This is a genomic window from Rhodococcus sp. PvR044, from assembly GCF_040548995.1.
In the GTDB taxonomy this organism is placed as follows: Bacteria; Actinomycetota; Actinomycetes; order Mycobacteriales; family Mycobacteriaceae; genus Rhodococcus_G; species Rhodococcus_G oryzae.
Genome location: NZ_JBEPSX010000008.1, coordinates 1 through 23,265, shown reverse-complemented (window position 1 = coordinate 23,265; position 23,265 = coordinate 1). Strand labels below are relative to the sequence as shown.

General features: G+C 68.4%; 26 protein-coding genes and 4 tRNA genes. 15 read left to right on the top strand and 15 right to left on the bottom strand.

The window, feature by feature from the left end:
• Window positions 1–95 precede the first annotated feature (95 nt).
• Both ABIC28_RS18510 and ABIC28_RS18505 read right to left on the bottom strand, forming a co-directional pair.
• Window positions 96–575 (bottom strand): thioredoxin family protein, encoded by a 480-nt coding sequence (locus ABIC28_RS18510; RefSeq protein ID WP_209927547.1) that lies wholly within the window; start codon window positions 573–575, stop codon window positions 96–98.
• On the bottom strand, window positions 572–1,351 hold the full coding sequence (locus ABIC28_RS18505; RefSeq protein WP_136910643.1) for an LmeA family phospholipid-binding protein: 780 nt from the start codon (window positions 1,349–1,351) through the stop codon (window positions 572–574). The genes ABIC28_RS18510 and ABIC28_RS18505 overlap by 4 nt, the downstream gene beginning before the upstream one ends.
• Window positions 1,352–1,480: 129 nt before the next feature.
• On the opposite strand from ABIC28_RS18505, the gene ABIC28_RS18500 reads away from it, so the two are divergent.
• The 6 genes from ABIC28_RS18500 (at window position 1,481) to pstB (ending at window position 7,317) form a co-directional block, all read left to right on the top strand.
• Window positions 1,481–2,251, top strand: coding sequence for a winged helix-turn-helix transcriptional regulator (locus ABIC28_RS18500; protein WP_097211970.1), 771 nt, complete (start codon window positions 1,481–1,483; stop codon window positions 2,249–2,251).
• A complete protein-coding gene (gene mshD / locus ABIC28_RS18495) occupies window positions 2,252–3,157 on the top strand; it encodes a mycothiol synthase (RefSeq protein ID WP_097211971.1) in 906 nt (301 codons plus the stop codon).
• Window positions 3,158–3,365: 208 nt separating this feature from the next.
• The gene (gene pstS, locus ABIC28_RS18490) at window positions 3,366–4,487 is read left to right on the top strand and encodes a phosphate ABC transporter substrate-binding protein PstS (RefSeq protein WP_097211972.1); all 1,122 of its coding nucleotides are present in this window, start codon (window positions 3,366–3,368) and stop codon (window positions 4,485–4,487) included.
• A gap of 52 nt (window positions 4,488–4,539) precedes the next feature.
• Entirely contained in the window at window positions 4,540–5,589 is a 1,050-nt protein-coding gene (pstC, locus tag ABIC28_RS18485) for a phosphate ABC transporter permease subunit PstC (protein WP_097211973.1), read from the top strand.
• Between the two features lies 1 nt (window position 5,590).
• Entirely contained in the window at window positions 5,591–6,496 is a 906-nt protein-coding gene (gene pstA, locus ABIC28_RS18480) for a phosphate ABC transporter permease PstA (protein WP_097211974.1), read from the top strand.
• Between the two features lie 44 nt (window positions 6,497–6,540).
• A complete protein-coding gene (gene pstB, locus ABIC28_RS18475; RefSeq protein WP_027503383.1) occupies window positions 6,541–7,317 on the top strand; it encodes a phosphate ABC transporter ATP-binding protein PstB in 777 nt (258 codons plus the stop codon).
• A gap of 136 nt (window positions 7,318–7,453) precedes the next feature.
• Here pstB and phoU read toward each other — a convergent pair whose 3' ends face one another.
• From phoU to ABIC28_RS18445, 6 genes are all read right to left on the bottom strand, one after another.
• Window positions 7,454–8,128, bottom strand: coding sequence for a phosphate signaling complex protein PhoU (gene phoU / locus ABIC28_RS18470; protein ID WP_097211975.1), 675 nt, complete (start codon window positions 8,126–8,128; stop codon window positions 7,454–7,456).
• 93 nt (window positions 8,129–8,221) lie between these two features.
• Window positions 8,222–10,180: an LCP family protein gene (locus ABIC28_RS18465; protein WP_502945046.1), complete on the bottom strand. Its 1,959-nt coding sequence runs from the start codon at window positions 10,178–10,180 to the stop codon at window positions 8,222–8,224.
• Between the two features lie 115 nt (window positions 10,181–10,295).
• Window positions 10,296–11,453 carry a tRNA dihydrouridine synthase DusB gene (gene dusB, locus ABIC28_RS18460; protein WP_077042797.1) on the bottom strand — a complete coding sequence of 386 codons (1,158 nt, stop codon included), beginning with the start codon at window positions 11,451–11,453 and terminating at the stop codon, window positions 10,296–10,298.
• 100 nt (window positions 11,454–11,553) lie between these two features.
• Window positions 11,554–12,513 carry an acyl-ACP desaturase gene (locus ABIC28_RS18455; protein WP_097211977.1) on the bottom strand — a complete coding sequence of 320 codons (960 nt, stop codon included), beginning with the start codon at window positions 12,511–12,513 and terminating at the stop codon, window positions 11,554–11,556.
• Window positions 12,514–12,772: 259 nt separating this feature from the next.
• Window positions 12,773–13,375: a DUF937 domain-containing protein gene (locus tag ABIC28_RS18450; RefSeq protein ID WP_097211978.1), complete on the bottom strand. Its 603-nt coding sequence runs from the start codon at window positions 13,373–13,375 to the stop codon at window positions 12,773–12,775.
• A 109-nt stretch (window positions 13,376–13,484) separates the two neighbouring features.
• Window positions 13,485–13,937 (bottom strand): hypothetical protein, encoded by a 453-nt coding sequence (locus ABIC28_RS18445; protein WP_097211979.1) that lies wholly within the window; start codon window positions 13,935–13,937, stop codon window positions 13,485–13,487.
• Between the two features lie 108 nt (window positions 13,938–14,045).
• Between ABIC28_RS18445 and ABIC28_RS18440 the strand changes: the two genes are divergently transcribed.
• Both ABIC28_RS18440 and ABIC28_RS18435 read left to right on the top strand, forming a co-directional pair.
• On the top strand, window positions 14,046–14,420 hold the full coding sequence (locus ABIC28_RS18440) for an MmcQ/YjbR family DNA-binding protein (RefSeq protein WP_097211980.1): 375 nt from the start codon (window positions 14,046–14,048) through the stop codon (window positions 14,418–14,420).
• Window positions 14,417–15,025 (top strand): hypothetical protein, encoded by a 609-nt coding sequence (locus ABIC28_RS18435; RefSeq protein WP_097211981.1) that lies wholly within the window; start codon window positions 14,417–14,419, stop codon window positions 15,023–15,025. The genes ABIC28_RS18440 and ABIC28_RS18435 overlap by 4 nt, the downstream gene beginning before the upstream one ends.
• Before the next feature lie 9 nt (window positions 15,026–15,034).
• Here ABIC28_RS18435 and ABIC28_RS18430 read toward each other — a convergent pair whose 3' ends face one another.
• Window positions 15,035–15,910 carry a LysR family transcriptional regulator gene (locus ABIC28_RS18430; protein WP_354580207.1) on the bottom strand — a complete coding sequence of 292 codons (876 nt, stop codon included), beginning with the start codon at window positions 15,908–15,910 and terminating at the stop codon, window positions 15,035–15,037.
• A 113-nt stretch (window positions 15,911–16,023) separates the two neighbouring features.
• On the opposite strand from ABIC28_RS18430, the gene ABIC28_RS18425 reads away from it, so the two are divergent.
• Window positions 16,024–17,259 carry an MFS transporter gene (locus ABIC28_RS18425; RefSeq protein ID WP_354580205.1) on the top strand — a complete coding sequence of 412 codons (1,236 nt, stop codon included), beginning with the start codon at window positions 16,024–16,026 and terminating at the stop codon, window positions 17,257–17,259.
• On the opposite strand, the gene ABIC28_RS18420 is transcribed toward ABIC28_RS18425, so the two are convergent.
• From ABIC28_RS18420 to ABIC28_RS18410, 3 genes are all read right to left on the bottom strand, one after another.
• Entirely contained in the window at window positions 17,234–17,617 is a 384-nt protein-coding gene (locus ABIC28_RS18420) for an SPW repeat domain-containing protein (protein ID WP_097211983.1), read from the bottom strand. The two genes, ABIC28_RS18425 and ABIC28_RS18420, sit on opposite strands and share 26 nt — an antisense overlap.
• Window positions 17,618–17,752: 135 nt before the next feature.
• The gene (locus ABIC28_RS18415; protein ID WP_269589027.1) at window positions 17,753–17,899 is read right to left on the bottom strand and encodes a hypothetical protein; all 147 of its coding nucleotides are present in this window, start codon (window positions 17,897–17,899) and stop codon (window positions 17,753–17,755) included.
• Between the two features lie 129 nt (window positions 17,900–18,028).
• Window positions 18,029–18,104: transfer RNA gene (locus ABIC28_RS18410), tRNA-Lys, on the bottom strand.
• Between the two features lie 56 nt (window positions 18,105–18,160).
• On the opposite strand from ABIC28_RS18410, the gene ABIC28_RS18405 reads away from it, so the two are divergent.
• From ABIC28_RS18405 to ABIC28_RS18385, 5 genes are all read left to right on the top strand, one after another.
• A complete protein-coding gene (locus ABIC28_RS18405; protein WP_354580202.1) occupies window positions 18,161–19,282 on the top strand; it encodes a magnesium transporter CorA family protein in 1,122 nt (373 codons plus the stop codon).
• Between the two features lie 251 nt (window positions 19,283–19,533).
• Complete coding sequence (locus ABIC28_RS18400; protein ID WP_354580200.1) at window positions 19,534–20,229, top strand: ScbR family autoregulator-binding transcription factor; 696 nt, start codon at window positions 19,534–19,536, stop codon at window positions 20,227–20,229.
• Between the two features lie 80 nt (window positions 20,230–20,309).
• A tRNA-Glu gene (locus tag ABIC28_RS18395) sits at window positions 20,310–20,382 on the top strand.
• 47 nt (window positions 20,383–20,429) lie between these two features.
• A tRNA-Asp gene (locus ABIC28_RS18390) sits at window positions 20,430–20,503 on the top strand.
• 54 nt (window positions 20,504–20,557) lie between these two features.
• A tRNA-Phe gene (locus ABIC28_RS18385) sits at window positions 20,558–20,634 on the top strand.
• A 68-nt stretch (window positions 20,635–20,702) separates the two neighbouring features.
• Here ABIC28_RS18385 and ABIC28_RS18380 read toward each other — a convergent pair.
• Window positions 20,703–21,353 carry a response regulator transcription factor gene (locus tag ABIC28_RS18380; protein WP_354580430.1) on the bottom strand — a complete coding sequence of 217 codons (651 nt, stop codon included), beginning with the start codon at window positions 21,351–21,353 and terminating at the stop codon, window positions 20,703–20,705.
• 17 nt (window positions 21,354–21,370) lie between these two features.
• Window positions 21,371–22,576 (bottom strand): sensor histidine kinase, encoded by a 1,206-nt coding sequence (locus ABIC28_RS18375; protein ID WP_257017487.1) that lies wholly within the window; start codon window positions 22,574–22,576, stop codon window positions 21,371–21,373.
• 190 nt (window positions 22,577–22,766) lie between these two features.
• On the opposite strand from ABIC28_RS18375, the gene ABIC28_RS18370 reads away from it, so the two are divergent.
• Window positions 22,767–23,186, top strand: coding sequence for a hypothetical protein (locus tag ABIC28_RS18370; RefSeq protein ID WP_179800559.1), 420 nt, complete (start codon window positions 22,767–22,769; stop codon window positions 23,184–23,186).
• Here ABIC28_RS18370 and ABIC28_RS18365 read toward each other — a convergent pair.
• Window positions 23,173–23,265, bottom strand: a 93-nt coding sequence (locus ABIC28_RS18365; protein ID WP_354579191.1) for an MspA family porin, incomplete at its 5' end; no start/stop codon positions are given. The genes ABIC28_RS18370 and ABIC28_RS18365 overlap by 14 nt on opposite strands.

Here is a 23,265-nt window from a genome sequence, read left to right as displayed (position 1 = left end):
AGCAGCAGGTACAGCAACAACCGCCGAGGCGGCACAGATCAACTGTGCGGCGTCGGGTGAGCATGAGCTCCTGGCTGGTTTGCACGAGAGGCAGCTTACCCGTTTTCGGGCGGGTGTGAATCCCCGGGCCCGCACAGGGGGAGCAGCGCGGCCCGCAGGTCGGCGGCGGTCGGAACCCCGGACACCCGGTACCGCTGCACGCCCGCGGCGTCGAAGATGAACGTGGTCGGCAGCGACAGGACGCCGAGTTCGGCTGCGAGCGCGGGGTTCTCGTCGATGTCGACCTCGATCTCCACGGCCCGCGTCGACGCCGGGTCGAGTTCCCCGTCGAGCGTCTCGAGCACCTGGCCGATCACCCGGCGGACGGCCGCACAGGGCCCGCACCAGTCGGCGGAGAAATGCAGGACGGCCGGGCCCGCGCCCGCCACCCCGGCCTCCGCGAGCAGGGCGCGGCGGGTGTCGGAGCCGGAATCGGACGGTGCGGTGGCCCGCACGGCGCCCGACCGGGCCCGCAGCACCAGCCCCGCCGCCGCGGCAGCGACGAGGACGAGCGCGAGGACGAGCAGACCGGTCATGGTGTCTGCAGATCGTCGAGGTTGATCACCACGTTCTCGCCGGAGCCCTCGATCACGACCTGCGAGCCCTCCGCGTAGACCTTGGTCGGCAGCACGCCGAAGGGCAGCTGCTGGGCCTCGACGGTGCGGGTGAACAGCCCGAGCACGGCGGGTTTGAACGGTCCGGGGACGGTGAAGTCCGCATTGCCCTCGGGGCCGAAGTAGAGGTCGGTGGCGACGATCTTGACGTCCTCGCCGTCGAGGAGGAGGTCGGCCTGCACGCTGACGGCCGCCGACAGCGGACCGATCGGAACCGTGCCGGTCAGCACCACGCCGCCGGAGGTGGTCATCCCGGAACCTCCGGATCCGCCGGTGCCGTCGGACTTGTCCGCGGGCGGCGCGGACACCTGGAGGTCGGGGATCCCGAGGAACTGGCCAAGAGCGGTGGCGTCGATCAGGATCCGGCCGTCGAGCTGGTCGACGGGGACCGTCTTGACGGTGCCGTTCACCAGGTCGGATGCGGGGATGTTGACCCCGCGCAGGTTCGCCTCGACGGTGACCTCGCCGAGGACCTGGCTGTCGACGCCCCGCGCACGGATCTCGACGTTCTCGTATTTGCCGTCCACTGCCTGGGTGAGGAAGGGGAAGCCGCCGATGGTCACGTCGGGGTCCGAATTGAGCTCACCGCCCTCGCGCAGGCTCCGTGAGACCCGATACTCGGAGTAGGCGGCCGCGCCGAAGTCGACGACCACCGCGAGCGCCAACAACAACACGAGGCTGAGAATCAGTTTCCGCACCGCACCATTGTTGCTGACCCGAACGGGGCTGTGTGGGGTGCCCACCGGGCGCGGCACGTTAGTCTGTTCGAGTATCGCGTCACTGTCGGCCGTGCCCGGGCACATGAAACGGCGAGAAGGGGAGGCCGCGTGGAGCTGCTCCTGCTGACCTCGGACCCACACCCTGAGTCGGTGCTGCCTTCACTTGCGCTCCTGGCACATACCGTGCGACCGGCCCCGACGGAGGTCGCCTCGCTGCTCGAGGCCGGATCCGCCGACATCGCGCTGGTCGATGCCCGGACCGATCTGGCCGCCGCGCGCGGCCTGTGCCGGCTGCTCGGCAGCACCGGATCCGCGGTTCCCGTCGTCGCGGTCCTCACCGAGGGCGGCCTGGTCGCGGTGAACGCCGACTGGGGTCTCGACGACATCCTGCTGCCCGGCACCGGGCCCGCCGAGCTCGACGCCCGGCTGCGGCTCCTGGTGGGGCGCAGCGGCGGCGTCGCCAGCGCGGAGAGCTCCGGCAAGATCACACTCGGCGAGTTGGTCATCGACGAGGGCACCTACACGGCCCGGCTCCGCGGTCGCCCGCTCGACCTCACCTACAAGGAGTTCGAGCTCCTCAAGTACCTCGCGCAGCACGCGGGCCGGGTGTTCACCCGCGCACAGCTGCTGCAGGAGGTCTGGGGTTACGACTTCTTCGGCGGCACCCGCACGGTGGACGTGCACGTCCGACGGCTCCGCGCCAAGCTCGGCCCCGAATACGAGGCCCTCATCGGTACGGTGCGCAACGTCGGCTACAAGGCCGTCCGGCCCAGCCGCAAGTCCGGCGCCGCGCCGCAGCCCGTCGACGACGGTGGCGATGACGACGGCGGCGCGGTCGACGATTCGGAGCTGACCCCGGCGAACGGGACGGTCCTGTAGATGCCAGAGGCGGCCAGGAGCTGGTTCTATCTGCTCGACGAGGACCAGGTCGCGCAGGTGCACGGTGTGCTGGACCGGGCGCTCGCGGCCGACGGGACCGCGCCGCTCTCCGAGCAGGCCGTGCACCACGTCGTGGGTAAATCGGAGTCGTCGCGGCATCTGCTGTGGACGCTCGACGATTCGATCGTCGGTTACGCGAGCCTCGAGCCGCCGCACGGAGAGCATCCGGCGATGGTGGAGGTCGCCGTCGACCCGGCGCATCGGGGTATCGGGATCGGTCGTGGCCTGGTCAGGGAGGCCCTGGCACAGGGCGGCGAGGGCACCCGGTTCTGGGCCCACGGAGACCTGCCCGCCGCCCGTGCCGTCGCCGCGCACCTCGGTCTGAGTCCCGTCCGCGAGCTGCTGCAGCTGCGCAGGCCGTTGGACCGGCCGGAGTTGCCGGACGTCGCGGTGCCCGACGGCGTGATCCTGCGGACCTATGCGGGGGCGGAGGACGACGCCGAGTTGCTGCGCGTCAACGCCGCGGCCTTCGACTGGCATCCCGAGCAGGGGTCCTGGACCGAACGGGAGATCGCCGAGCGCCGCGCCGAATCCTGGTTCGACCCCGAGGGTCTGTTCATCGCGGCCGATGCGGGGACCGGCGCCGTCCTGGGATTCCACTGGACCAAGGTGCACCCGGCGACGTCCGAATCGGGCGAGCTCGGCGAGGTGTACGTGGTGGCGGTCGACCCGGCGGCGCAGGGCAGGGGCCTCGGCCGGCTGCTCACCGTCGCGGGTCTCCGGTATCTGCGCGATCGTGGGCTGGGGACCGTGCTGCTGTACACCGAGGCGGACAACGTCGCCGCCCTGCACACCTACGAACGGCTCGGATTCGAGCGGTTCCACGTGGATGTCGCCTACGCCTGAGGGCCTGTTCGCCGTGGCCAAGGGTGAGATCCGCCTCACCCGGTCATGAGTTCACCCTCCGTTCACCGTTCTGGGACGCTCTGTCCACCACCTGCCCCTACCTTTCTCGTTGGGCGGCGCCGTGCTGCCTGGTGCAGCGCTGATGCGGACTGCGCCACGGAACACCGCCCGACACGGGCGTGAAGTTGAGCCTCCCGGAGGAAATAGCGTGAACCTCAAGCGCAGTGCTGCGATGTTCGGTGTGCTGGCCGCAGGTGCCATGGCCCTGACCGCGTGCGGCAGCGACGACAACTCCGCCTCGGGCACGACGGTGGACACCTCCGCCTCGAACGCCGCCTGCGAGGGCAAGGACACGCTGTCCGCGGCCGGTTCCTCCGCGCAGAAGAACGCGATGGACGCCTTCACCTCCACGTACATCGCGGTGTGCAAGGACAAGGGCAAGACCGTCAACGTCGCCTACAACCCCAGCGGTTCGGGTGACGGGCGCACCCAGTTCATCGCCAAGCAGATCGACTTCGCCGGCTCCGACTCCGCCATCAAGGCCGAGCAGGCCGCCGCGGCCAAGGAGCGTTGCGCGGGCAACGACGCCTGGAACCTGCCGCTGGTCTTCGGTCCGGTCGCCCTCGCCTACAACATCGACGGCGTCGACAACCTGACGCTCAACGGCGAGGTCATCGCGAAGATCTTCAACGGTGGCATCAAGAAGTGGAACGACCCGGCCATCGCCGCGCTCAACAGCGGTGCCACCCTCCCGGACCAGGACATCACCGTGATCGTCCGCTCCGACTCCTCGGGCACCACCGACAACTTCCAGCAGTACCTGACCACCGCCTCGAAGGGCGCGTGGACCCAGGGCGCAGGCTCCGACTTCGTCGGCGGCATCGGTGAGGGTGCGAAGGGTTCGGCAGGCGTCGCGCAGGCCGTCGCAGGCGCGCCCGGCTCGATCACCTACGTCGAGAAGTCCTTCGCGGACCAGAACAAGCTCAAGGCAGCCCAGATCGACAGCGGCGCGGGCGCGGTTGCGCTGACCGAGGACTCGGCCGCCAAGGCCATCAGCGGCGCCGCCTTCAAGACCGAGGGCGTCGGCGACCTCACGCTGGACCTGAAGTCGATCTACGGCACCACCGAGGCCGGCGCGTACCCGCTGGTCCTGGCGACCTACGAGATCGTGTGCTCCAAGGGCTACGACGCCGACACCTCCGCGGCCGTCAAGTCGTTCCTGACCAGCGCGGCCAACGAGGGCCAGGCCGAGCTGTCCGCGCAGGGCTACGTGCCGCTGCCCGCCACGGTCAAGGACAAGCTGAACGCGTCCATCTCGGCCATCGGCTGAGTCTTCCGACCGGTCCAGGCTCTATATTCGACGAAGAAGATTGCGAGCGCAGATGAGCGACGCGCCCACCCAATCGGCACCTCGCACCCCCGACCCCGGTGACGCCGGGGCGGGGGTGGGGGGTCCGCTCGGAACACCGGAGGCACCGATCACTCCAACAACCGCAGCCCCGTCCAAGACGGTGACGCGCCCGGGTGACCGGGTCTTCACCTCGATGGCGACCGGCTCGGCCGTGTTCATCTCGGTGCTGATCGGCGCGATCGGTGCGTTCCTGGTGTGGCGGGCGGTGCCCGCACTCGCCCGCAACGAGGTCAACTTCCTCACCAGTTCCGAGTGGGTCACGCAGGACATCAACAACATGGCGTTCGGTGTCCTTGACCTGTTCCAGGTCACCGTGCTGGTGTCGTTGTTCGCCCTGGTGCTGGCCATGCCGGTGGCGCTCGGCATCGCGATCTTCCTCACCGAGTACTCGCCGAAGCGGCTCGCGCGGCCGCTGGCGTACGTGATCGACCTGCTGGCCGCCGTGCCGTCCATCGTGTACGGCCTGTGGGGCCTGCTGATCTTCGCCCCCGCCATCAAGCCGCTGGCCGTCTGGCTCAACGAGAACCTGTCCTGGATCCCGTTGTTCGCCACCGGCTCCGGCTCGATCGCGGGCGGCGGCACGATCTTCACCGCGGGCATCGTGCTCGCGGTGATGATCCTGCCGATTATCACCGCGGTCACCCGCGAGGTCTTCGTGCAGACCCCGACCTCCCAGATCGAGGCGGCGCTGGCGCTCGGCGCCACCAAGTGGGAGGTCGTCAAGACCACCGTCATCCCGTTCGGAAAGTCCGGCTACATCAGCGGTTCCATGCTCGGCCTCGGCCGGGCGCTCGGCGAGACGATGGCGCTCTACATGATCCTGCGCACCACCTCGAAGGCGTTCGGATGGTCGCTGTTCGACAGCGGCTCCACGATCGCCTCGAAGATCGCGCTCGGTTACGCCGAGTTCAACAACGAGATCCAGGCCGGCGCCTACATCGCGGTCGGACTGGTGCTGTTCATCCTGACCTTCGTGGTCAACGCAGCGGCCCGCGCCGCGATCGCCGGAAAGAGGGCCTGACATGACGGTGACCCTCGATCGACCCGTCAAGAAGCCGACCTTCCAGGGGGTCAGCAAGCGGCGACGCTTCGCCGATCTGACGGCGGCGGTGCTCGTGACCCTCGCGGTGCTGGTCGCGCTGGTGCCGCTGGTGTGGGTGCTCTATACGGTGATCGTCCGCGGCTTTCCCGCCATGGCCAGCGCGACCTGGTTCACCAACTCGTTCAGCGGCCTGTCCGCGTCCGCCACCGGCGGCGGCATCTACCACGCCCTGATCGGAACCCTGATCCAGGGACTGGTGTGCGCGGTGCTGTCGATCCCACTCGGACTGTTCGTCGCCATCTACCTGGTGGAGTACGCGGGCCCGTCCAAGCTCGGCCGGCTGACCACGTTCATGGTCGACATCCTCAGCGGTGTCCCGTCCATCGTGGCCGCGCTGTTCATCTACGCGCTGTGGATCGCGACCTTCGGCTTCCCCAAGTCGGCGTTCGCGGTGTCCCTGGCCCTGGTCCTGCTGATGGTCCCCGTCGTCGTCCGCAGCACCGAGGAGATGCTCCGCATCGTGCCGCAGGACCTGCGCGAGGCCTCCTACGCGCTCGGCGTGCCGAAGTGGAAGACGATCATGCGGATCGTCGTCCCCACCGCGCTGCCGGGCATCATCACCGGCGTCATGCTGGCCCTGGCCCGTGTGCTCGGTGAGACCGCGCCGCTGCTGATCCTGGTCGGCTACGCGCCCTTCATCAACTTCGACATGTTCAACGGCGAGATGGGGTCGCTGCCCGGCGTCATGGTCGCCGAGATGAACAACCCGACCGACGCGGGTGCCAGCCGTATCTGGGGCGCGGCGCTCACGCTGATCATGCTGATCGCGGTGCTGAACATCGCGGCAAAGGCGATCGGTCACCTCTCCCGGGTCCGGAGCAAGTGACCCCATGACGACCACCACGCTCACACAACCCCGAGGGAGCCACCATGGCCAAGCGTCTTGATCTCAAGGACGTCAACATCTACTACGGCAAGTTCCACGCCGTCGCGGATGTGGGTCTGTCCGTGCCCCCGCGCAATGTGACCGCGTTCATCGGCCCCTCCGGCTGCGGAAAGTCCACGGTGCTGCGCTCGCTCAACCGCATGCACGAGGTCACCCCCGGTGCCCGCGTCGAGGGCGCCATCCTGCTCGACGGCGAGGACATCTACGGCTCGCAGGTCGACCCGGTCGGCGTCCGCCGCACCATCGGCATGGTGTTCCAGCGTCCGAACCCGTTCCCCACCATGTCGATTCGCGACAACGTGGTGGCCGGGCTGAAGCTACAGGGCGTGCGCAACAAGAAGCAGCTCGACGAGGTCGCCGAGCAGTCACTGCGCGGCGCCAACTTGTGGAACGAGGTCAAGGACCGCCTCGACAAGCCCGGTGGCGGGCTCTCCGGCGGCCAGCAGCAGCGTCTGTGCATCGCCCGCGCGATCGCGGTCTCGCCCGACGTGCTGCTCATGGACGAGCCGTGTTCGGCGCTCGACCCGATCTCGACGCTGGCCATCGAGGACCTGATCACGGAGCTGAAGAAGGACTTCACCATCGTGATCGTCACGCACAACATGCAGCAGGCCGCCCGGGTCAGCGATCAGACCGCGTTCTTCAATCTCGAGGCCACCGGCAAGCCCGGCCGGCTCGTCGAGATCGACGACACCGAGAAGATCTTCTCGAACCCGACGCAGAAGGCCACCGAGGATTACATCTCCGGTCGCTTCGGCTAGACAGCCCTCGTCGAACGGGCCGTTTTCGGGTATCGCTCTCGGGCGATGCCCCGGAAACGGCCCGTTCGCTTTTCGGTGCCTGCCGATACGAGAACGCCCCGACCGGTGATCCGGTCGGGGCGTCGTGGTCGTGTGGTCAGGATTCCAGCGAGGTGGTCTCTTCGGGGTCGACGGGCATCTTGCCGGTGACCAGGAAGATGACGCGGCGGGCGACCTCGACCGCGTGATCGGCGAAGCGCTCGTAGAACCGGCCAAGCAGGGTCACGTCGACGGCCGCGGCCACGCCGTGCTTCCACTCCCGGTCCATCAGCACGCTGAAGAGGTGGCGGTGCAGATCGTCCATCGCGTCGTCCTCCTCGCGGAGCTTCGCGGCCCGCTCGGGGTCGCGGGTCTCGAGGACCTCACGCGCGCCTGCGCCGAGGGCGACCGCGATCCGGCCCATCTCGGCGAAGTAGCCGTTGACCTCCTCGGGCAGCACATGGTTCGGATGTCGGCGGCGAGCGATCTTGGCGACGTGCAGCGCCAGCGCCCCCATCCGGTCGATGTCCGCGACGATCTGGATTCCGCTGACCACGGACCGGAGATCCCCTGCGACCGGCGCCTGCAGCGCGAGCAGGGCGAACGCCCGCTCCTCGCATGCGACGCTGAGTTCGGTGATCTGGTCGTGATCGCTGATGACCTGTTCGGCCAGCGAGAGGTCGGCCTGGAGCAGCGACTGGGTCGCCCGCTCCATGGCCGCGCCCGCCAGGCCCGCCATCTCGCCGAGCATGTCGGCGAGCTCGGTCATCTGTTCGTTGTAAGCCACGCGCATGGAATCAAAGCCTACGGTGTGTGGGATACCAAGTCACGGTCATTGGGTTAACGCGGCATGAATGACGGTGCACGTCAGGGCGGTAAAAGCCGGTCAGGCGCAGGAATCGTCTGCCGCATTGGTGAACGCCAGATCAGCGGGCAGGGCGTCGGCCGCGGCGCCGCTCGCGGAGGAGTTCTTCGGGGCCATGGTCGGGGTCAGGGCGGCGCCGACGGACTTCGGCGGGGCCACCTTCCCGGAGAAGCTCGACCCGAGCACCACCTCGACGATGCCGCCGAGATCGGAGGACTCTTGTAGCACCGCGCCGGGCAGCGAGGACGCCACCGTAGCGGCCTCCGCCTCGAGCCCGGGCGAGTAGCGGACCAGCGTGTTCGTGCTGGTGCCGCTGTAGTTCCCGACGCTGTAGATCTGGAATCCGTACGCGCCGAGATCGTCGGAGGCGGTGGCGGCGAGCCCGGTGACACCGGACCCGTTGGACACCTGCAGCGAAACGTCCATCGGGCTGACCGCCTCGAGCGCGGGCGGCGCGGGTGCGGCGGGCTTCGGGGCCGCGTGCGCGGAGGAGGGAGCCGGGTCCTTGCGCTCCTCGCCCGGTAGGGGCTCGTCGTCGATGATCGCCTGGAAGATCGCGTCGATGTCGTCCTGGCGGGGGATCTCGTTGCCCAGCTCGTTGGTGCCCGCGGTGGGGACAGTGAGGAACGTGACAGCGCCCGCATCCACGTTTTGCAGCGACCTGCCCAGCATCACGAGCGACTTGGTGTCGATGTTCTGGACGAAGGTGTCGCGGGTGAAGGCGTTGATGAAGCCGTTGAGCTTGCCCGGGTCGAACAGCACCTTGTTCGACAGCGCCCCGCGCAGCAGTGAGGAGAGGAACATCTGCTGGCGCTTGATCCGGCCGTAGTCCCCGTTGCCCTCGGCCTCGACCTTGCGCGCCCGCACGTAATTCAGCGCGGTGGCGCCGTCGATCGTCTGCTTGCCCGCATTCGGCAGAACCGTTCCGAGTTCCCCGTCGACCAGGGGTGTGGTCGTGCAGACCTCCACCCCGCCGACCTGGTTGACCATCGACTCGAATCCGGAGAAGTCCATGGCCACGAAGTGGCCGATCTTGAGGCCTGACATCTTCTGGATCACCTTGACCAGGCACTTCGGCCCGCCGAACGCGTAGGCCGAGTTGAGCTTGTCGTTGTCCGCCGCGGGATTCATCTCGGTCGAATACTGGCCCGTGTCGCTGTTCCAGTCCGCGCAACTGGGCCGAGCGATGTCCAGGTCGCGGGGGAACGACACCGCGACGACCCGGCTGCGGTCCGCCGGGATGTTGACCAGGATCACGGTGTCCGCGCGGGCACCCTCGGCGTCTTCGACCGAACCGGCGCCCACGCCGCCGTTCGCGCCCGCCCTGGTGTCGGTGCCGACGATCAGGTAGGTCTCGTCGCCGGTCTGCCCACCCGGGTCGACGACGTCGGTGCTGTCGAGGTCGAGCGCGGCCACCTGGCTGAAACCGTTGTCGGTGTTGCGCAGGTAGCCCCACGCGACACCGGTGATCCCCACGGAGGCCGCCGCGGCCACCGCGACCGCGCTGCGGCCGAGCACCCGCCACCGCTTCTGCTTGCGGCTCTTGCTCGCGGCGAGCCGGGTTTCGCCGGGCGCGCCGACGCGGACAGGGTCACCCGCGGCGGGACCGACGTGTTCGGGCTCCGCCCGGCGCAGCCAGCCGGTGGTCGGCGCGGGCGGCGGGTCGGGCACCGGATCCTGCCGCGGACGGGCGGGTGGCAGCGGCGACACCGCGGGAGTCTTCATCCGGCCGCTGTCAGCCGGCGGCGGGCTGTCGCGGTTCACCAGGTCGGAGACGGAGATCCGCTCGGTGTGCTCGCCGGGTTCGGCGTGCCTGCGACCGATCCGGCCGCTGTCGGTCCGCTGCTGGTCGGGAGGGCCGGGAGGTCCGGGAGGCTGCTGTGATTCGGGACGGTACTGGGGCCTGCTCACGTGCGAGAGCGGTCGTTCCCAGGGAGCGCGACCTTCAGGCACTTGGCCCGGAGTCTGATCGTCGCTCACCTACTTGAACCCTGCCTCTCACGTTTGCATCCACCGCCGCACCGGACGGTCACAACATGATACTTATCGGGACCGCTGGTTCCACTCAGGCTCGAGAGCGACCAGAGGTCACTGGTCAGCCGCCCGAGTGCATCAGGTCGGCGCCCGCCGGGACCAGGCAGTCCTCCGGATCGTCGAGCCAACCCTCGGGCAGGGAGACCTTGCCGGGCGACCCCTGGCGGCCGCGCGGACCCTCGGCGTCCTTGGGGAAGGGCACCGTCGGGTCGAGCTGGGCGAGGAGGTCGTCGAGCTCGGTGAGGGTGGACACCATGGCCATCGCCACCCGCATCTCCGATCCGGCGGGGAAGCCGCGGAGATACCAGGCGACGTGCTTGCGCAGCTCGCGCAGGCCCTTGTCCTCGCCGTGGTGGTCCGCCAGGAGTTCGGCATGCCGTCGGATGATGGACGCGACCTCGCCGAGGTTGGGCGGGGTCGGCTCGGGGGTGCCCGCGAGTGCGGCGCTCAGCTCGGCGAACAGCCACGGCCTGCCGAGGCAGCCGCGGCCGACGACGACGCCGTCGCAGCCGGTCTCCGCCATCATCCGGACCGCGTCCTCTGCGGCGAAGATGTCGCCGTTGCCGAGGACCGGGACGTCTGTGACGTGCTCCTTGAGCCGGGCGATCTCGTTCCAGTCCGCGGTGCCCGAATACCGCTGGGCGGCGGTGCGCGCGTGCAGGGCCACCGCGGCCGCGCCCTCGCCGGCGGCGATGCGCCCGGCATCCAGGTGGGTGTGGTGCTCGTCGTCGATGCCGACCCGGAACTTCACGGTGACCGGGATGTCGGTGCCCTCGGTCGCGCGGACCGCGGCCGCGACGATCTGACCGAACAGGGTGCGCTTGTACGGCAGCGCCGCGCCGCCGCCCTTGCTGGTCACCTTGGGAACCGGGCAGCCGAAGTTCATGTCGATGTGGTCGGCCATGTTCTCGTCGACGATCATCTTCGCGGCGGCGTAGGTGGTCGCCGGGTCCACGGTGTACAGCTGCAGCGACCGTGGCGTCTCGGTGGGCCCGAAGGTGGTCATGTGCAGGGTCGCGGGCTGGCGCTCGACCAGCGCCCGCGCGGTCACCATCTCGCAGACGTACAGCCCGGAGGTGCTGCCCGAGCGGGCGAGCTCCAGCTCACGGCACAGGGTGCGGAACGCCACGTTCGTGATGCCGGCCATCGGGGCGAGCACGACGGGGCTGCGCAGCTCCAATGAGCCGATTCGGAGGTGCTGGCCGGCGGGTGATGACATTCGATACCTCGATAGAAAGGGCTGTGCCCGGTACCTGTTTCGGTACCGGGCACAGAATAGCTGGCGCTGTCAGCGCCGGTGTTCGCTGCGCGGGCTCCGCTCAGGAAGCCTGCTGCTCGCGCTTGGCGGCCTCGCGGGCCAGCATGCGGTCGCGCTGCTCCTCGAACTTGGTGGCCTGTGCGTCGAGGTTCTCGAGGAACTTGGCGAGGTCCTCGCGGGTCTGCTCGCCCTCGGCGGTGAAGTCGGTGCGGTCGAAGATGTTCCACTTGCGGAGCACCGGCATCACCACCTCCTCGAGGTGCTGGCGGAGGTCGTAGATCCCGTGCTTGGCCATCAGGACGCCGTTGCGGCGGAAGTTGGGCATGCCCGCCCCTGGCATCTGGAAGTTCTGGACGATCGTGTTGATCGATCGCAGCGCCTGATCGGGCGCCAGGTCAAGGGCCGCGCTGCAGATGTTGCGGTAGAAGATCATGTGCAGGTTCTCGTCCGCGGCGATGCGCTGCAGCATCTTGTCGGCGACGGGCTCGTTGCAGGCCTTGCCGGTGTTGCGGTGCGAGACGCGGGTCGCGAGTTCCTGGAAGGTCACGTAAGCGACGGAGTGCAGCAGCCCGGCGGCGCCGCCGTCGGGCAGCGAGGAGTAGCCGTTGGTCATGTGCTCCATGCGGAAGCGCTCGAGCTCGACAGGGTCGACGGCGCGGGTCACGACGAGGTAATCGCGCATCACGATGCCGTGCCGGTTCTCCTCGGCGGTCCAGCGACCGACCCAGGTGCCCCAGGCGTGGTCCATCGAGAAGTTCTCGGCGATCTCACGGTGGTAGGACGGCAGGTTGTCCTCGGTGAGCAGGTTGGTGATCATGGCCGCGCGCGCGACCTCGTCGAGCTGAGACTGCTCGATGTCCCAGTCGTCGCCACCCATGGCGGCGAAGTTGCGGCCCTCGTCCCACGGGACGTAATCGTGGGGGTGCCATTCCTTGGCCATGGAGATGTGGCGATTCACGTTCTCCTCAGCAACCTGCGCCAGCTCCTGAAGCAGTTCGAGTTGGGTCAGATCCCTGGCCATACGCATGCCCTCCAAGTGTTGTCTGAAATCGGCTCAACGTAGCCTACGGGACCGTAACCACGTTGTGAATCGTTTGAAATGCTCACAGCCTGGGAATTACCACCGGGTATGGGACACCCCGTCCGGGTCATCGGCCCCCTCCAGCTTTCCGTTACAGCCCTGCTCGGAAGGGATGTCGCGCGTACTTTCTCCGCGCACGGAACTGGCGGCGTCCCCGATTCGGGACGCCGCCAGTTCTGGAGGGATTCGTGCGTGCGGACTACTTGCGCCCGCCGCCGAGCAGGCCGCCGAGCAGGTCGCCGAGGCCGCCGGCCGCGCCGCCACCCGCCGCGCCGCCGAGGAGGCTGCCGAGGACGTTTCCGAGGCCGCCCGCCGACTGTCCGCCGCCGCCGAGCAGGCCGCCGAGCAGGTCACCGATGCCGCCGCCGGACTGGGCCTGTGTGGGCGCCGCCGCGCCGCCGCCGGAGAACTGCTTGGCGATGAACGCCAGCACGATGGGGGCCAGGATCGGGAGCAGCTTGCCGACGAGGTTGCTGTCACCGGCGCCGCCCGTGTTGCCGAGCGCGCTGATCACCTGGTTCTTGTTGTCACCGAACACGTTGTTGACGATCTTCTCGCCGTCGGCCTCGTCGACCTGGTCGATGTCGACGCCGCCGGTGAGCAGGGCCGGATCGGAGTGCTGAGCGAGGGCGGTTTCCAGCGATGCGGCACCCGCCGGGTCCTGGGCGTTCGCCTCGAGGCCGCCGACCAGGGTCGGAATGGCCGTCTTCACGGCCGCGGTCGCGGTCTCCTCGTCGACCCCGAGCTTGGCAGCGATCTGGCTGATCGGGATCTGGGACAGAAGGTCGTCAAGTGATGCCATGGGTGCCCGCCTTTTCGTGGACGCTCTTTTCTCGAGCGTCCGGGTGCGTCCGACACTAGTGACCGTTTCGGCAGGTTGGGAGGATCGCCGCGCGGACCGGCGCGTCGATTCAGCCGGTCGCGGAGGCCTTTTCGCGCGGCACGAGGCATGCGAACAGCGCCACGACGAGCCCGCCGGCAACGAGATTGAGCCCCATCTGATTGCTCAGCAGGTTCGATGCATGGTCGCGGAATTCGTCGCCGAAGCGTTCATTGACCCGAAAGAAGAACGCGGCCAAGGTGATCACGCCGACGACGATGCCGACCCAGCCGAGCGCCCTCGAGCCGACGAGCGCGCTGAGCAGGATGAGTGCCGCCGAGATCACCAGCAGCATCGCCATCGACTTGTAGAACGCCACCGACTGATCGCCGAGTTGCTCGAGTGCCCAGCCGGCAGGGAAACCGTTTCGGAGATCGTCGATCCCGACATCGGTGGGCGTGACGTCCTGCATGATCGGCAGGAAGGCGCCGATGCCGACCGCGATCCCGCACAGCAGCAGGACGAAGTGGACCCAGGTTCGCATGGCGCTCTCCCTCGCATCGGATCGGGTGTCACGCGTGCTACACCCACGGTAACAACACGTGCGGTCCGCCGCTGGCGGAACCCGAGCGATGCGAGCAGGATTCACGCCATGGGCGACAACATGCGACGTCTCGAGGAGATCATCGCCGATCTCCCGGAAGCCGAGCGGGTCGATGTGGCCGCGTGGGGCGACCACCCCACCTTCCGGGTGCGGGGCAAGAACTTCGTGTTCAGTGACAACACGGCCGAGCATCTCTCGTTCAAGCTGACGAAGGACGAGGCCGCCGCGGTGGTCGCCACCGAACCCGGGGCGAGTCCGTCCGGTTACGGCCTGGGCAGGCACGGGTGGGTGGCGCTCGACGTCGAAACCGATGCGGACGGGGAGCGCTGGGCGCAACTGCGCGAGTGGGTCCGGACCAGCTTCATCTTGGTGGCGCCGAAGACGCTCGCGCGCCGGGTGCTCGAGGAGGACGGTGCGAGATGAGCGAGGAGAACGCGACCACCGGTGCGGTGCCCGCAGGGAAACAAGGTCTGCCCGGCTGGGCCAGGAAGGTGATCGCCGGGCTGGTTCTCGCTGTCGTCCTGGTGGTCACGTACTTCATCCTGGCCGCCTTCCTGCCGAGATGGTGGGCGCAGCAGGCCGGGGCGTTGTCGTCGGGCAGCTTCACGAGGGGCATCGCCTGGGGGCTGATGTACGGCGTGCTGTGCACGGTGGTGCCGCTGTTGCTGTTCTTCCTGGCCTGGCGGGTCCGCGGCCGAAAGCACAGTCGCGTGGTGCAGGTGGTGGCGGTGACCCTGGGAATCGTTGCGGCGCTACCGAATTTGCTGACGCTGACAGTGGTGTTCGGGGGGAACACCGCCGCGCATGCGGGGGAGCGGATCCTCGACGTGGATGCGCCCGGATTCCGGGGCGCGTCGCTGGTCGGCGCGATCATCGGGGTACTGGCTTTCGCGGTGTTCGTCGCGCGCAGCGTGTCCTATCGACGCCGAGGCGCCGAGCTCGCCAGGATGCGCGAGGAGGAAAGGGTGCGCCGAGAGGCGGTCGCGGCGGACGCGGAAGCCGTGCCGGGCCCGGACGAGCAGGGCTGACCCCCCGACTCAGGTCCGGCGGGCCACGAAGTCGCGGAAGCGCCGGACCGGTGGGGTCATGTGGCGGTCCGGTGCCCAGATCATCCCGATCTCGCGCGCCGCACGCGCGCCGCGGATGGGGATGATCACGATCCCGTCGGGCCAGCGGGCCGCCCGCGCGACCGGGACCAGCGCCACCCCGAGCCCGGCGGACACCAGTCCCGTCGCCGTGGCGAGTTCACTGCTCTCGAAGACGATCTCGGGCGTGAACCCGGCCCCCTCCGCGGCCTCGTCGAGCAGCCGTCGCATGCCGAAATCGGGATGCATGGCGATGAAGGGCTCGTCCGCGGCGTCGCCGAGGTCGATGGCCGCCCGGCCGGCCAGGCGATGCCCGGCGGGAACCGCGAGCGCGAGGGGCTGACGGCTCAGCAGCAGCCACTGCAGGTCGGTCGCGTCCGGTCGGGGCGAGACCACGGCCAGGTCGGCGTGACCGGACCGGACCCGTTCGCCGAGGAGCCCGGCGGCGTCCTGGTGCAGCGCGAACCGGATCTGCGGCGCCTCGGCGCGGAAGCCCCGGATCAGGTCGGGGACCAGCCAGGTGCCGAACGAATGCAGGAAGTCGAGTCGCACGGTGCCTGCCGTGGGACTGATCATCGTGGTGATCCGCTCCTCGGCGTTCGTGAGTTCGGTCAGCGCGCGCGAGGCGTGCTCGAACATCAACCGGCCGTGCTGGTTGAGGCGGAGGCGGCGTCCGTGGCGGTCGAACAGCTCGACGCCGAGCTGTCGCTCGAGCCGGGCCAACCGTCGCGACAATGTCGGTTGGGACAGTCGCAATAGGTCGGCCGCGGAGGTCACCTGGCCCTCCTCGGCGAGGACCACGAACCATTTCAGGTCGGTGGAGAGCATGTCGGTCCCGATCCGTTGGCGACTACATATGTCTTCTCTGCATATAGAACACCGAAAACTCTCATTATGTCGATAAGTGCAGGTCGGTCAGGATGGACTTCGGAGGCCATTCGATGACTATGACGACGACACTCACGCGGCAGGACGCACCGCACCGGCGCGGAACGCCCGGCTATACCCGGATCACGCTCGCCCTGTTCGCGGCCGGACTGACCACCTTCGTCTCGATGTACTCGACGCAGGCGCTGCTGCCCGCGCTGGCACAGGATTTCGGGGTGCCGCCCGGCACGGCCGCGCTCGCGGTCTCGGTGACCACCGGCATGCTCGCGCTGGCCGTCATCCCGGCGAGCGTGCTCTCCGAGCGGTTCGGACGCACCAGGGTGATGGTGTGGTCGGCCGTGCTGTCCTGCGCGGTGGGATTGGTGCTGCCCCTCAGCCCGACGATCGAATGGCTACTCGTCGGGCGCGTGGTCCAGGGGCTGGCCCTGGCTGGGATCCCGGCCGTTGCGATGGCGTATCTCGCGGAAGAGGTGCACGGCAGGGATCTGGGTGCCGCGATGGGCCGGTACGTCGCCGGAACCACGATCGGCGGACTCCTGGGCAGGCTGATCCCGTCCACGGTGCTCGACATGAGCACGTGGCGATGGGCGATGGAGGCATCCGCGGTGGCGGCGGTGCTGCTGGCGGTGGTGATGGCCAAGACATTGCCGGGGTCGCGTTTCTTTCGGCCGAAGCGGGTGAGCTGGGGGACCGTCACGGCCAATCTCTTTCTGCACCTTCGTAACCGGGATCTCAGGGTGCTGTTCGCGCTCGGTTTCATCCTGATGGGCGGTTTCGTCTCCGCCTACAATTTCCTCGGTTTTCGGCTGCTGGCCCCGCCGTTCGATCTGACGGAGGCCGCGGTCGGCGCGGTCTTCCTGCTCTACCTCTCGGGGACGGTCACGGCCGCGGTGGCCGGTCGGCTGGGCGACCTGGTCGGCAGGCGATGGGTGCTCCTGGCAGCGGTATGTGTGAGCGCGGTCGGCCTGGTGGTGACGCTGCCGGACGTTCTCGCGCTGGTGTTGGTCGGCATGCTGCTGTTCACCGGAGGGTTCTTCGCGGCGCACTCGGTGGCGAGTGGCTGGGTGGGTGCACTCGCCACCGAGCACCGTGCGGAGGCGTCATCGCTGTACCTGTGCGCCTACTACCTCGGCTCGAGCCTGGCCGCCGCAGGTGCCGGCCTCGCCTTCGGGTGGGGCGGATGGACGGCGACCGTGGCCTATGTCGGTGCGCTGCTGCTGGCCGCCATCTGGCTCTCGCTGTTGATGCTGCGGGCGCCCGAGGTCAGACGCGCTGACGCGCCCGCGTGAGGGGCGGGCTGGTCTGCTGTTTCGCCGCCAGGCCGAGCGCGCCCGCGGCCGTGACGATCGCCCCAGCGGCAACGGACACGATCGCCGCCGCGGTCGTGCCGTTGGGGAAGTCCATCGCAAGCGGTGTGGCGAGCAGGAAGAGCCCGAGTGCGATGAGACCCCAATGGCTCGACCGCGATTCGGTGGACATGGCCCACAGGCCGACGGAGTAGGCGAGCAGGCCGAGGATGAGGATGGCGCCGGTGATCTGCCGGTAACCCCGATCCGGCACCCACATGCTCAGCAGCACGAGGGCGATTCCGGTCGCGACGACGACCATGTCGCGGCGTACCTCGCGGACGTGTTCGGAATCGCTCATGGCAGCCTCCCTGATGGTGCGCCGCCACGCTCACCGGACTTCGGGGATCGGAGCGTGACGTCACTCGCTTCCGGTGTCCCCATTCTGGACCCGCGGTGGGTGGGTGTCGAGCCACGAATCGGATTCGGGAGGAACTCAGTCCAGGCCGGCATTTCCGCTCGACGGGCTGCTGAACAGGGGCTGCGGTGCGGGCGCAGAACTCGGCGTCGAGACCGAGGCGGTGAGGCTGGTGTTGTCGGGGTGGCTGAAGAGCGGGACCGGGGGGTCGACCATGTGTTCCATTGGGAGAGCATGCTCCAATCCGGCGCGGAAGGCCATTGACGCGGCCTGGGCGTGTCGACGGAGGTGGCCGCAACGCGGCCGGGGCCGGAGACGAAACGGTCCCGCCAGGCGATCGCCTGGCGGGACCGATGGTGCCCCCAGTAGGGCTCGAACCTACGACCTGCGGATTAAAAGTCCGTAGCTCTACCAACTGAGCTATAGGGGCGCGGTGCAGGAGTCTAGTGGCTTCGCCGCGTCGGCGAGGACAGGACCCCGGCAACGGTGACCGCGCCGATCAGGGCCGCGTCGGCACGCGTTCCCGGCCGGGTGCGCGATGATGGCGGGGAGGCCATGGGAGGGCTGATGGAGAAGCCGCGAATCGGCACGGTTCAGGTGTCGTGCGAAGTCCGTAACCGGCTCTACCGGAAGGCGGTGCTGGTCGGTTCGGATCTTCCACTCGACGAGATCGCCTCGTACCGGTCGGACGAGGACGCGCTGATCTGGGTCGACCTGCTCGCCCCGTCGGTCGGCGATATCGTCGCGCTGTCCCCGCTGATCGGCGGCGAGGTGGCCTTGCATCCGTTGGCCGTCGAGGGGGCGATCACCGGACATCAGCGTCCCCGGCTCGTCAGGTTCCGCGATCACAGTCTGTTGCATACGCGCGCTGTGCGTTTCGAGGCGAAGGGCGGTCGGCTCAGTTCCACCGACATCTCGATCTTCATCCTCGACCGTGCGCTGATCACCATCCGGTCCGATGACCGTTTCGCGATCGATCCGATCCTCGAGGACTGGGACGACAACTCTGACCTCGCGGGCTTCGGTGTCGGCTTCCTGCTGCACACGGTTCTCGACGAGATCGTGGACGGGTATTTCGTCGCACTCGATGCCCTGGACGAGGAGATCCAGGGGCTCGAGGACGAGTTGCTGATCTCGGACGGCGCGCAGAGCGCGGGACGGTCGAGGAACGCGGTCCAGTTGCAGAGCTTCACGCTCCGCAAGGCGGTGGTGCAGTTGTCCCGGTCGGTGCTCCCGATGAACGAGGCCTTCAGTGCGCTGCTCCGGCAGGGCGCGCACGTGCTCGACGCGGAGATGACGCCCTACTACCAGGACATCTACGACCATGCCCTGCGCGCCACCGAACGAATCGACGGGCTGCGCGACACCATCGAGTCGATTCTCGCGACCCACCTTGCGATGCAAGGTAATTCGTTGAACGAGATCATGAAGAAGCTCACCGCATGGGCCGCGATCATCGCCATTCCCACCGGGGTGACGGGCTATTTCGGGCAGAACATCCCGTTTCCAGGTTTCGGTCAGACGGAGGGGTTCTGGCTGAGCACGGTGTTGTTGGTCGGGCTCGCCTTCGGGTTGTGGCTGAGTTTCAAGCGCCGAGACTGGCTGTGAACGGGGGCGCCGCCGCACGGTGTCGCGAACGCAAACGGCTCGGGTGCGCACCCCCTGCGCCGCACCCGAGCCGGCTGAATCGTACCACTCGGTGTGTTCTGCGGTCTGGATACCTTACCCGCAGGTAGGTGGAATCCGCATGAGGTTCCCCCGAAATGGTCCAAATTAGGGCTAAGGTGACAACGAGGTCGTCTGGTGGCCTGTCGGGGCACGGGATAGAGCTGCACGGTTTTCGGAGGCGACTGGCTCACATGGCACGTCAACAGGAACGCGCACGTAGGACGCGCGCGGCGATCGTCGAAGCCGCTGCGGTGGAGTTCGCCCGCCGCGGCTACGCCGCCGCGTCGGTGAACACGATCCTGGAGGGGTCGCACGCCACCAAGGGCGCGATGTACTTCCACTTCGAGTCGAAGGAAGAGCTGGCCCGGGCCGTCCTCGCCTCGGCGCTCGATCACTACACGCAGACCAACGATCGTTGGAAGGCCGTCGACGCCGACCCGTTCCAGGTGCTGCACTCGATCATCGTGGAGCTGGCGGAGCGGTTCGCCAACGACGTCATCGTCCAGGCGGAGTTCCGGCTGATCGTCGAGCCCGAGTTCTACGCCGAGGTGCGGTCCGGTGGTTCGCAGGTGTGGGGGCAGACGGCGCACGAACTCGTGCTGCGCGCACAGACCGAGGGTCATCTCCGGCCGGGGGCCGACCCCGGCACGTTCACCCGCGTCCTCGGCGCGGCGCTGGCCGGCCAGCGCTACATGCTCGACCTCACCGCCGACAGCACGCCGCTGCCCGAACGGTTCGAGGAGGCGCTCGCGGTCGTGCTCGAGGCGATGGCGTCGCAGGAGTGGCTCGAGGGCTGGCATCGCACCGGTTGGCTGGACCTGCGCGCCGACACCGGTGCCGAAACCCCCGAAAATGGGCCAGAAACCGGCTCTGACCATTCGATTTGAGTTTTCCCGAATCAGTGTCTTAAGCTATCCCAGCTCCCAACGGAAAGCCGTTGAGGGAATTGCCGGAGAGATCCGGCGGGGCCCCCTTCGTTTAGCGGCCTAGGACGCCGCCCTTTCAAGGCGGTAGCGCGGGTTCGAATCCCGTAGGGGGTACAGTTCGACCGGTAAGATCGAGTGTTGTTGACACCAACACTCTGCAAGGCCCTGTGGCGCAGTTGGTTAGCGCGCCGCCCTGTCACGGCGGAGGTCGCGGGTTCGAGTCCCGTCAGGGTCGCAAAGTGCCGTTGGTTAGGCACAGCGCGATAGGCATTCGGTTCGGGTGCCGCCCGGCCAGGTAGCTCAGTTGGTACGAGCGTCCGCCTGAAAAGCGGAAGGTCGCCGGTTCGATCCCGGCCCTGGCCACCATGAGTGGTTACTGAAACTCCGGCTTCGAGTTCAACTCGAGGTCGGAGTTTTTTCGTTGGTTCGCAGGGTCACCGGCTGCCCGGGCTGACGATCCCGTTGTCGAAGGCGTACACGATCGCCGCGGCCCGGTCCCGAAGCCCGAGCTTGAGGAAGATGTGACCGACGTGACTCTTCACGGTGACCCCGGAAATCCCTAGCTCCCGACCGATCTCCGTGTTGGTGTGTCCGCGCCCGATCAACGTCAGCACGTCGAGTTCGCGTGCGGTCAGATCGTCGAGGGTCGAGGTGCTGTTGCCGGGAACCGGCGCGGACGTGCGGTAGGTGGCGAGGACCCGCTCGGTGACCGCCGGGTCGAGGCAGGCACCGCCCTCGGCGATGGTCCGAATGGCGCGAATGAGTTCCTCGGCGGGCGAATCCTTGAGGATGAAGCCGGCGGCACCCGCGCGCAATGCGCCGGAGAGCAGATGATCGTCGTCGAAGGTGGTCAGCACCAGCACGGGCGGCGGTCGATCGTTCGATTGCAGCTGCCTCGTCGCCTCGATGCCGTCGACCCGCTTCATCCGCAGATCCATCACCACGACGTCGGGAGAGTGGAGCGCCACCGCGGCGGGTACCTCGGCGCCATCGGCGCACTCGCCCGCGATGATGAAGCCGTCTTTGCGCCGCAGGATCCGTCGCAGTCCCGAGCGAACCAATTCCTGGTCGTCGACCAGGAGCACCTTGACGTCCGTCGCGGTCACGAGAGCCCGGGGATGCCGCGCGAGAGCATGCAGTTGCGGATCTCGGTCCCGAGCGGGAACTCGGCGCGCACCGACCACCCGTTCGCGTCCGGGCCCGCGACCAACGAGCCGCCCAGGAGTTCGGCGCGCTGTCGCATCCCCCTCAGGCCGGAGCCTGCGCCGGGCTCGGATCGTGGCGCGCGGTGGGTGCCGTTGACGATCGACACGACGACCGCATCGTCCGCCACGCGGAGCCGGACCTTCGCGGTCTCGCCCGGCGCATGCTTGACGACGTTGGCCAGCGATTCCTGGGTGATCCGATACAGGCCGAGACCGGTCGCCGCGGACACGGCCTCCGGACTGCCGGTCAGGTCGTACTTGACGTGCACGCCCGCGCGGACGAAGTCTGCAACGAGTTCCGGGATGTCGGCGATGTCCGGCTCTGGTGCGACCCTGGACGGTCCGGCGTCGAGCAGGCCGACGGTTTGCCGGATGTCGGCCATCGCCTGCCGCCCCAGGCGCTCAGCGTCGGTGAGGGCCTCGATCGCCTCGTCGACATCGCGATCCTCCTGGAGCGCTCGGCGGGCACCGGTCAGGTGCAGCAGCGTGATGCTCAACGAATGCGCGATGACGTCGTGAACCTCGCGGGCGATGCGCCGCCGTTCGTCGCTCGCGGCCTGCTCGGCGCGGCGGGCCACGGCTTCGCGCTCCCGTTGCAGCAGGCGCAACTGGGTCTGGAGTACGAAACCCACCATCCACCCGAGCACCACGCCGGTGACGTAGGGCGGGATCCCTTCGAGATCGCCGAGGGTGGCCGCGGCCGCGATCATCGCGACCGCCGCGACGGCAAACGTGACGCTGACCCTCGGTCCGGTGGTCGCCGCGACCTGGGCGACTCCGACGATGAGAATGAACGGCGCGATGTCGTTGGGCACCGGATCCAGCAGCAGCAGTGCAGTTCCGACAAAGGTGGTGGCCATGAGGGTGACGGGCACCAGCCGGGGGTGGGGCAGCGGCAGGCCGAGCGTGAGCCACAGGCAGGCACTCATCGCGATCAGCCCGCCGAGCAGCGCCCATCCGGGAGGGATGAGGGCTCCGCGCTGCGCGACCGCGACGGTGGCGGCGGCGATCAGGCAGATATCGCTCGCGATCGGGATCGCGGGCGGGTAGTCATAGGGCAGCACCGCTATGCGGCGGTGTACGTACTCCGATACCACCTTCACCCCGCCAGCCTAAGGGCTGATCCGGCCGTCGGCATCGTGCCACGAGCGGTCACGGTCTCCACCCACGGTAGGAGACGAAGTCGCGACCCTGGCATGTCGATCCGGGTTCGAGGACTCCGTAGCGTCAGCGGTACCGACAGATACGGAGGTGAGTTCAGTGTCCTGGAATGACTTTCACGCACGCGGTGCCGTGCTTCAGCTGGTCTTGGAGCGGGCTCGGGTCGACCCGGGCGATCCCGGGCTGTTCGTCGACCTGCCCGACATACAGAAGCTGTTCGGCGGACCCGACGGTGTCCTGCTCGCGCTCGAGCATCGATGGACCACCCACCTCGCGGCGAAACTCGATCAGGCGATCGAGGACGGCGCCCCGCCGAACACCGCATGGAACGAGCTGACCGCCGAGCAGCCCGAGCTGCGAGCGGTGCTGGACCGCTATGCCCGCCGTTCGCCGTCCCTGCGCGCGGCCCAGCACGCGGAGCGGGGAATGATCGGCGCGCACTTCAACGCCCAGGTCCATGCCGACGACAGCGGCGGGCTCGGCGGCGGCCGCCAGGAGTCCGGTGCCGCCGCGGCCTCGCCCGCCTCGGAGTCGGTGGTCAGCCGATGCTGAAGGGCTGTCCCCAGAGGGTGACGGTGCCCTTGACGTTCTCGGTGTCGACGGTGACGTTGACGTAGGAGCGGGCCTGCGC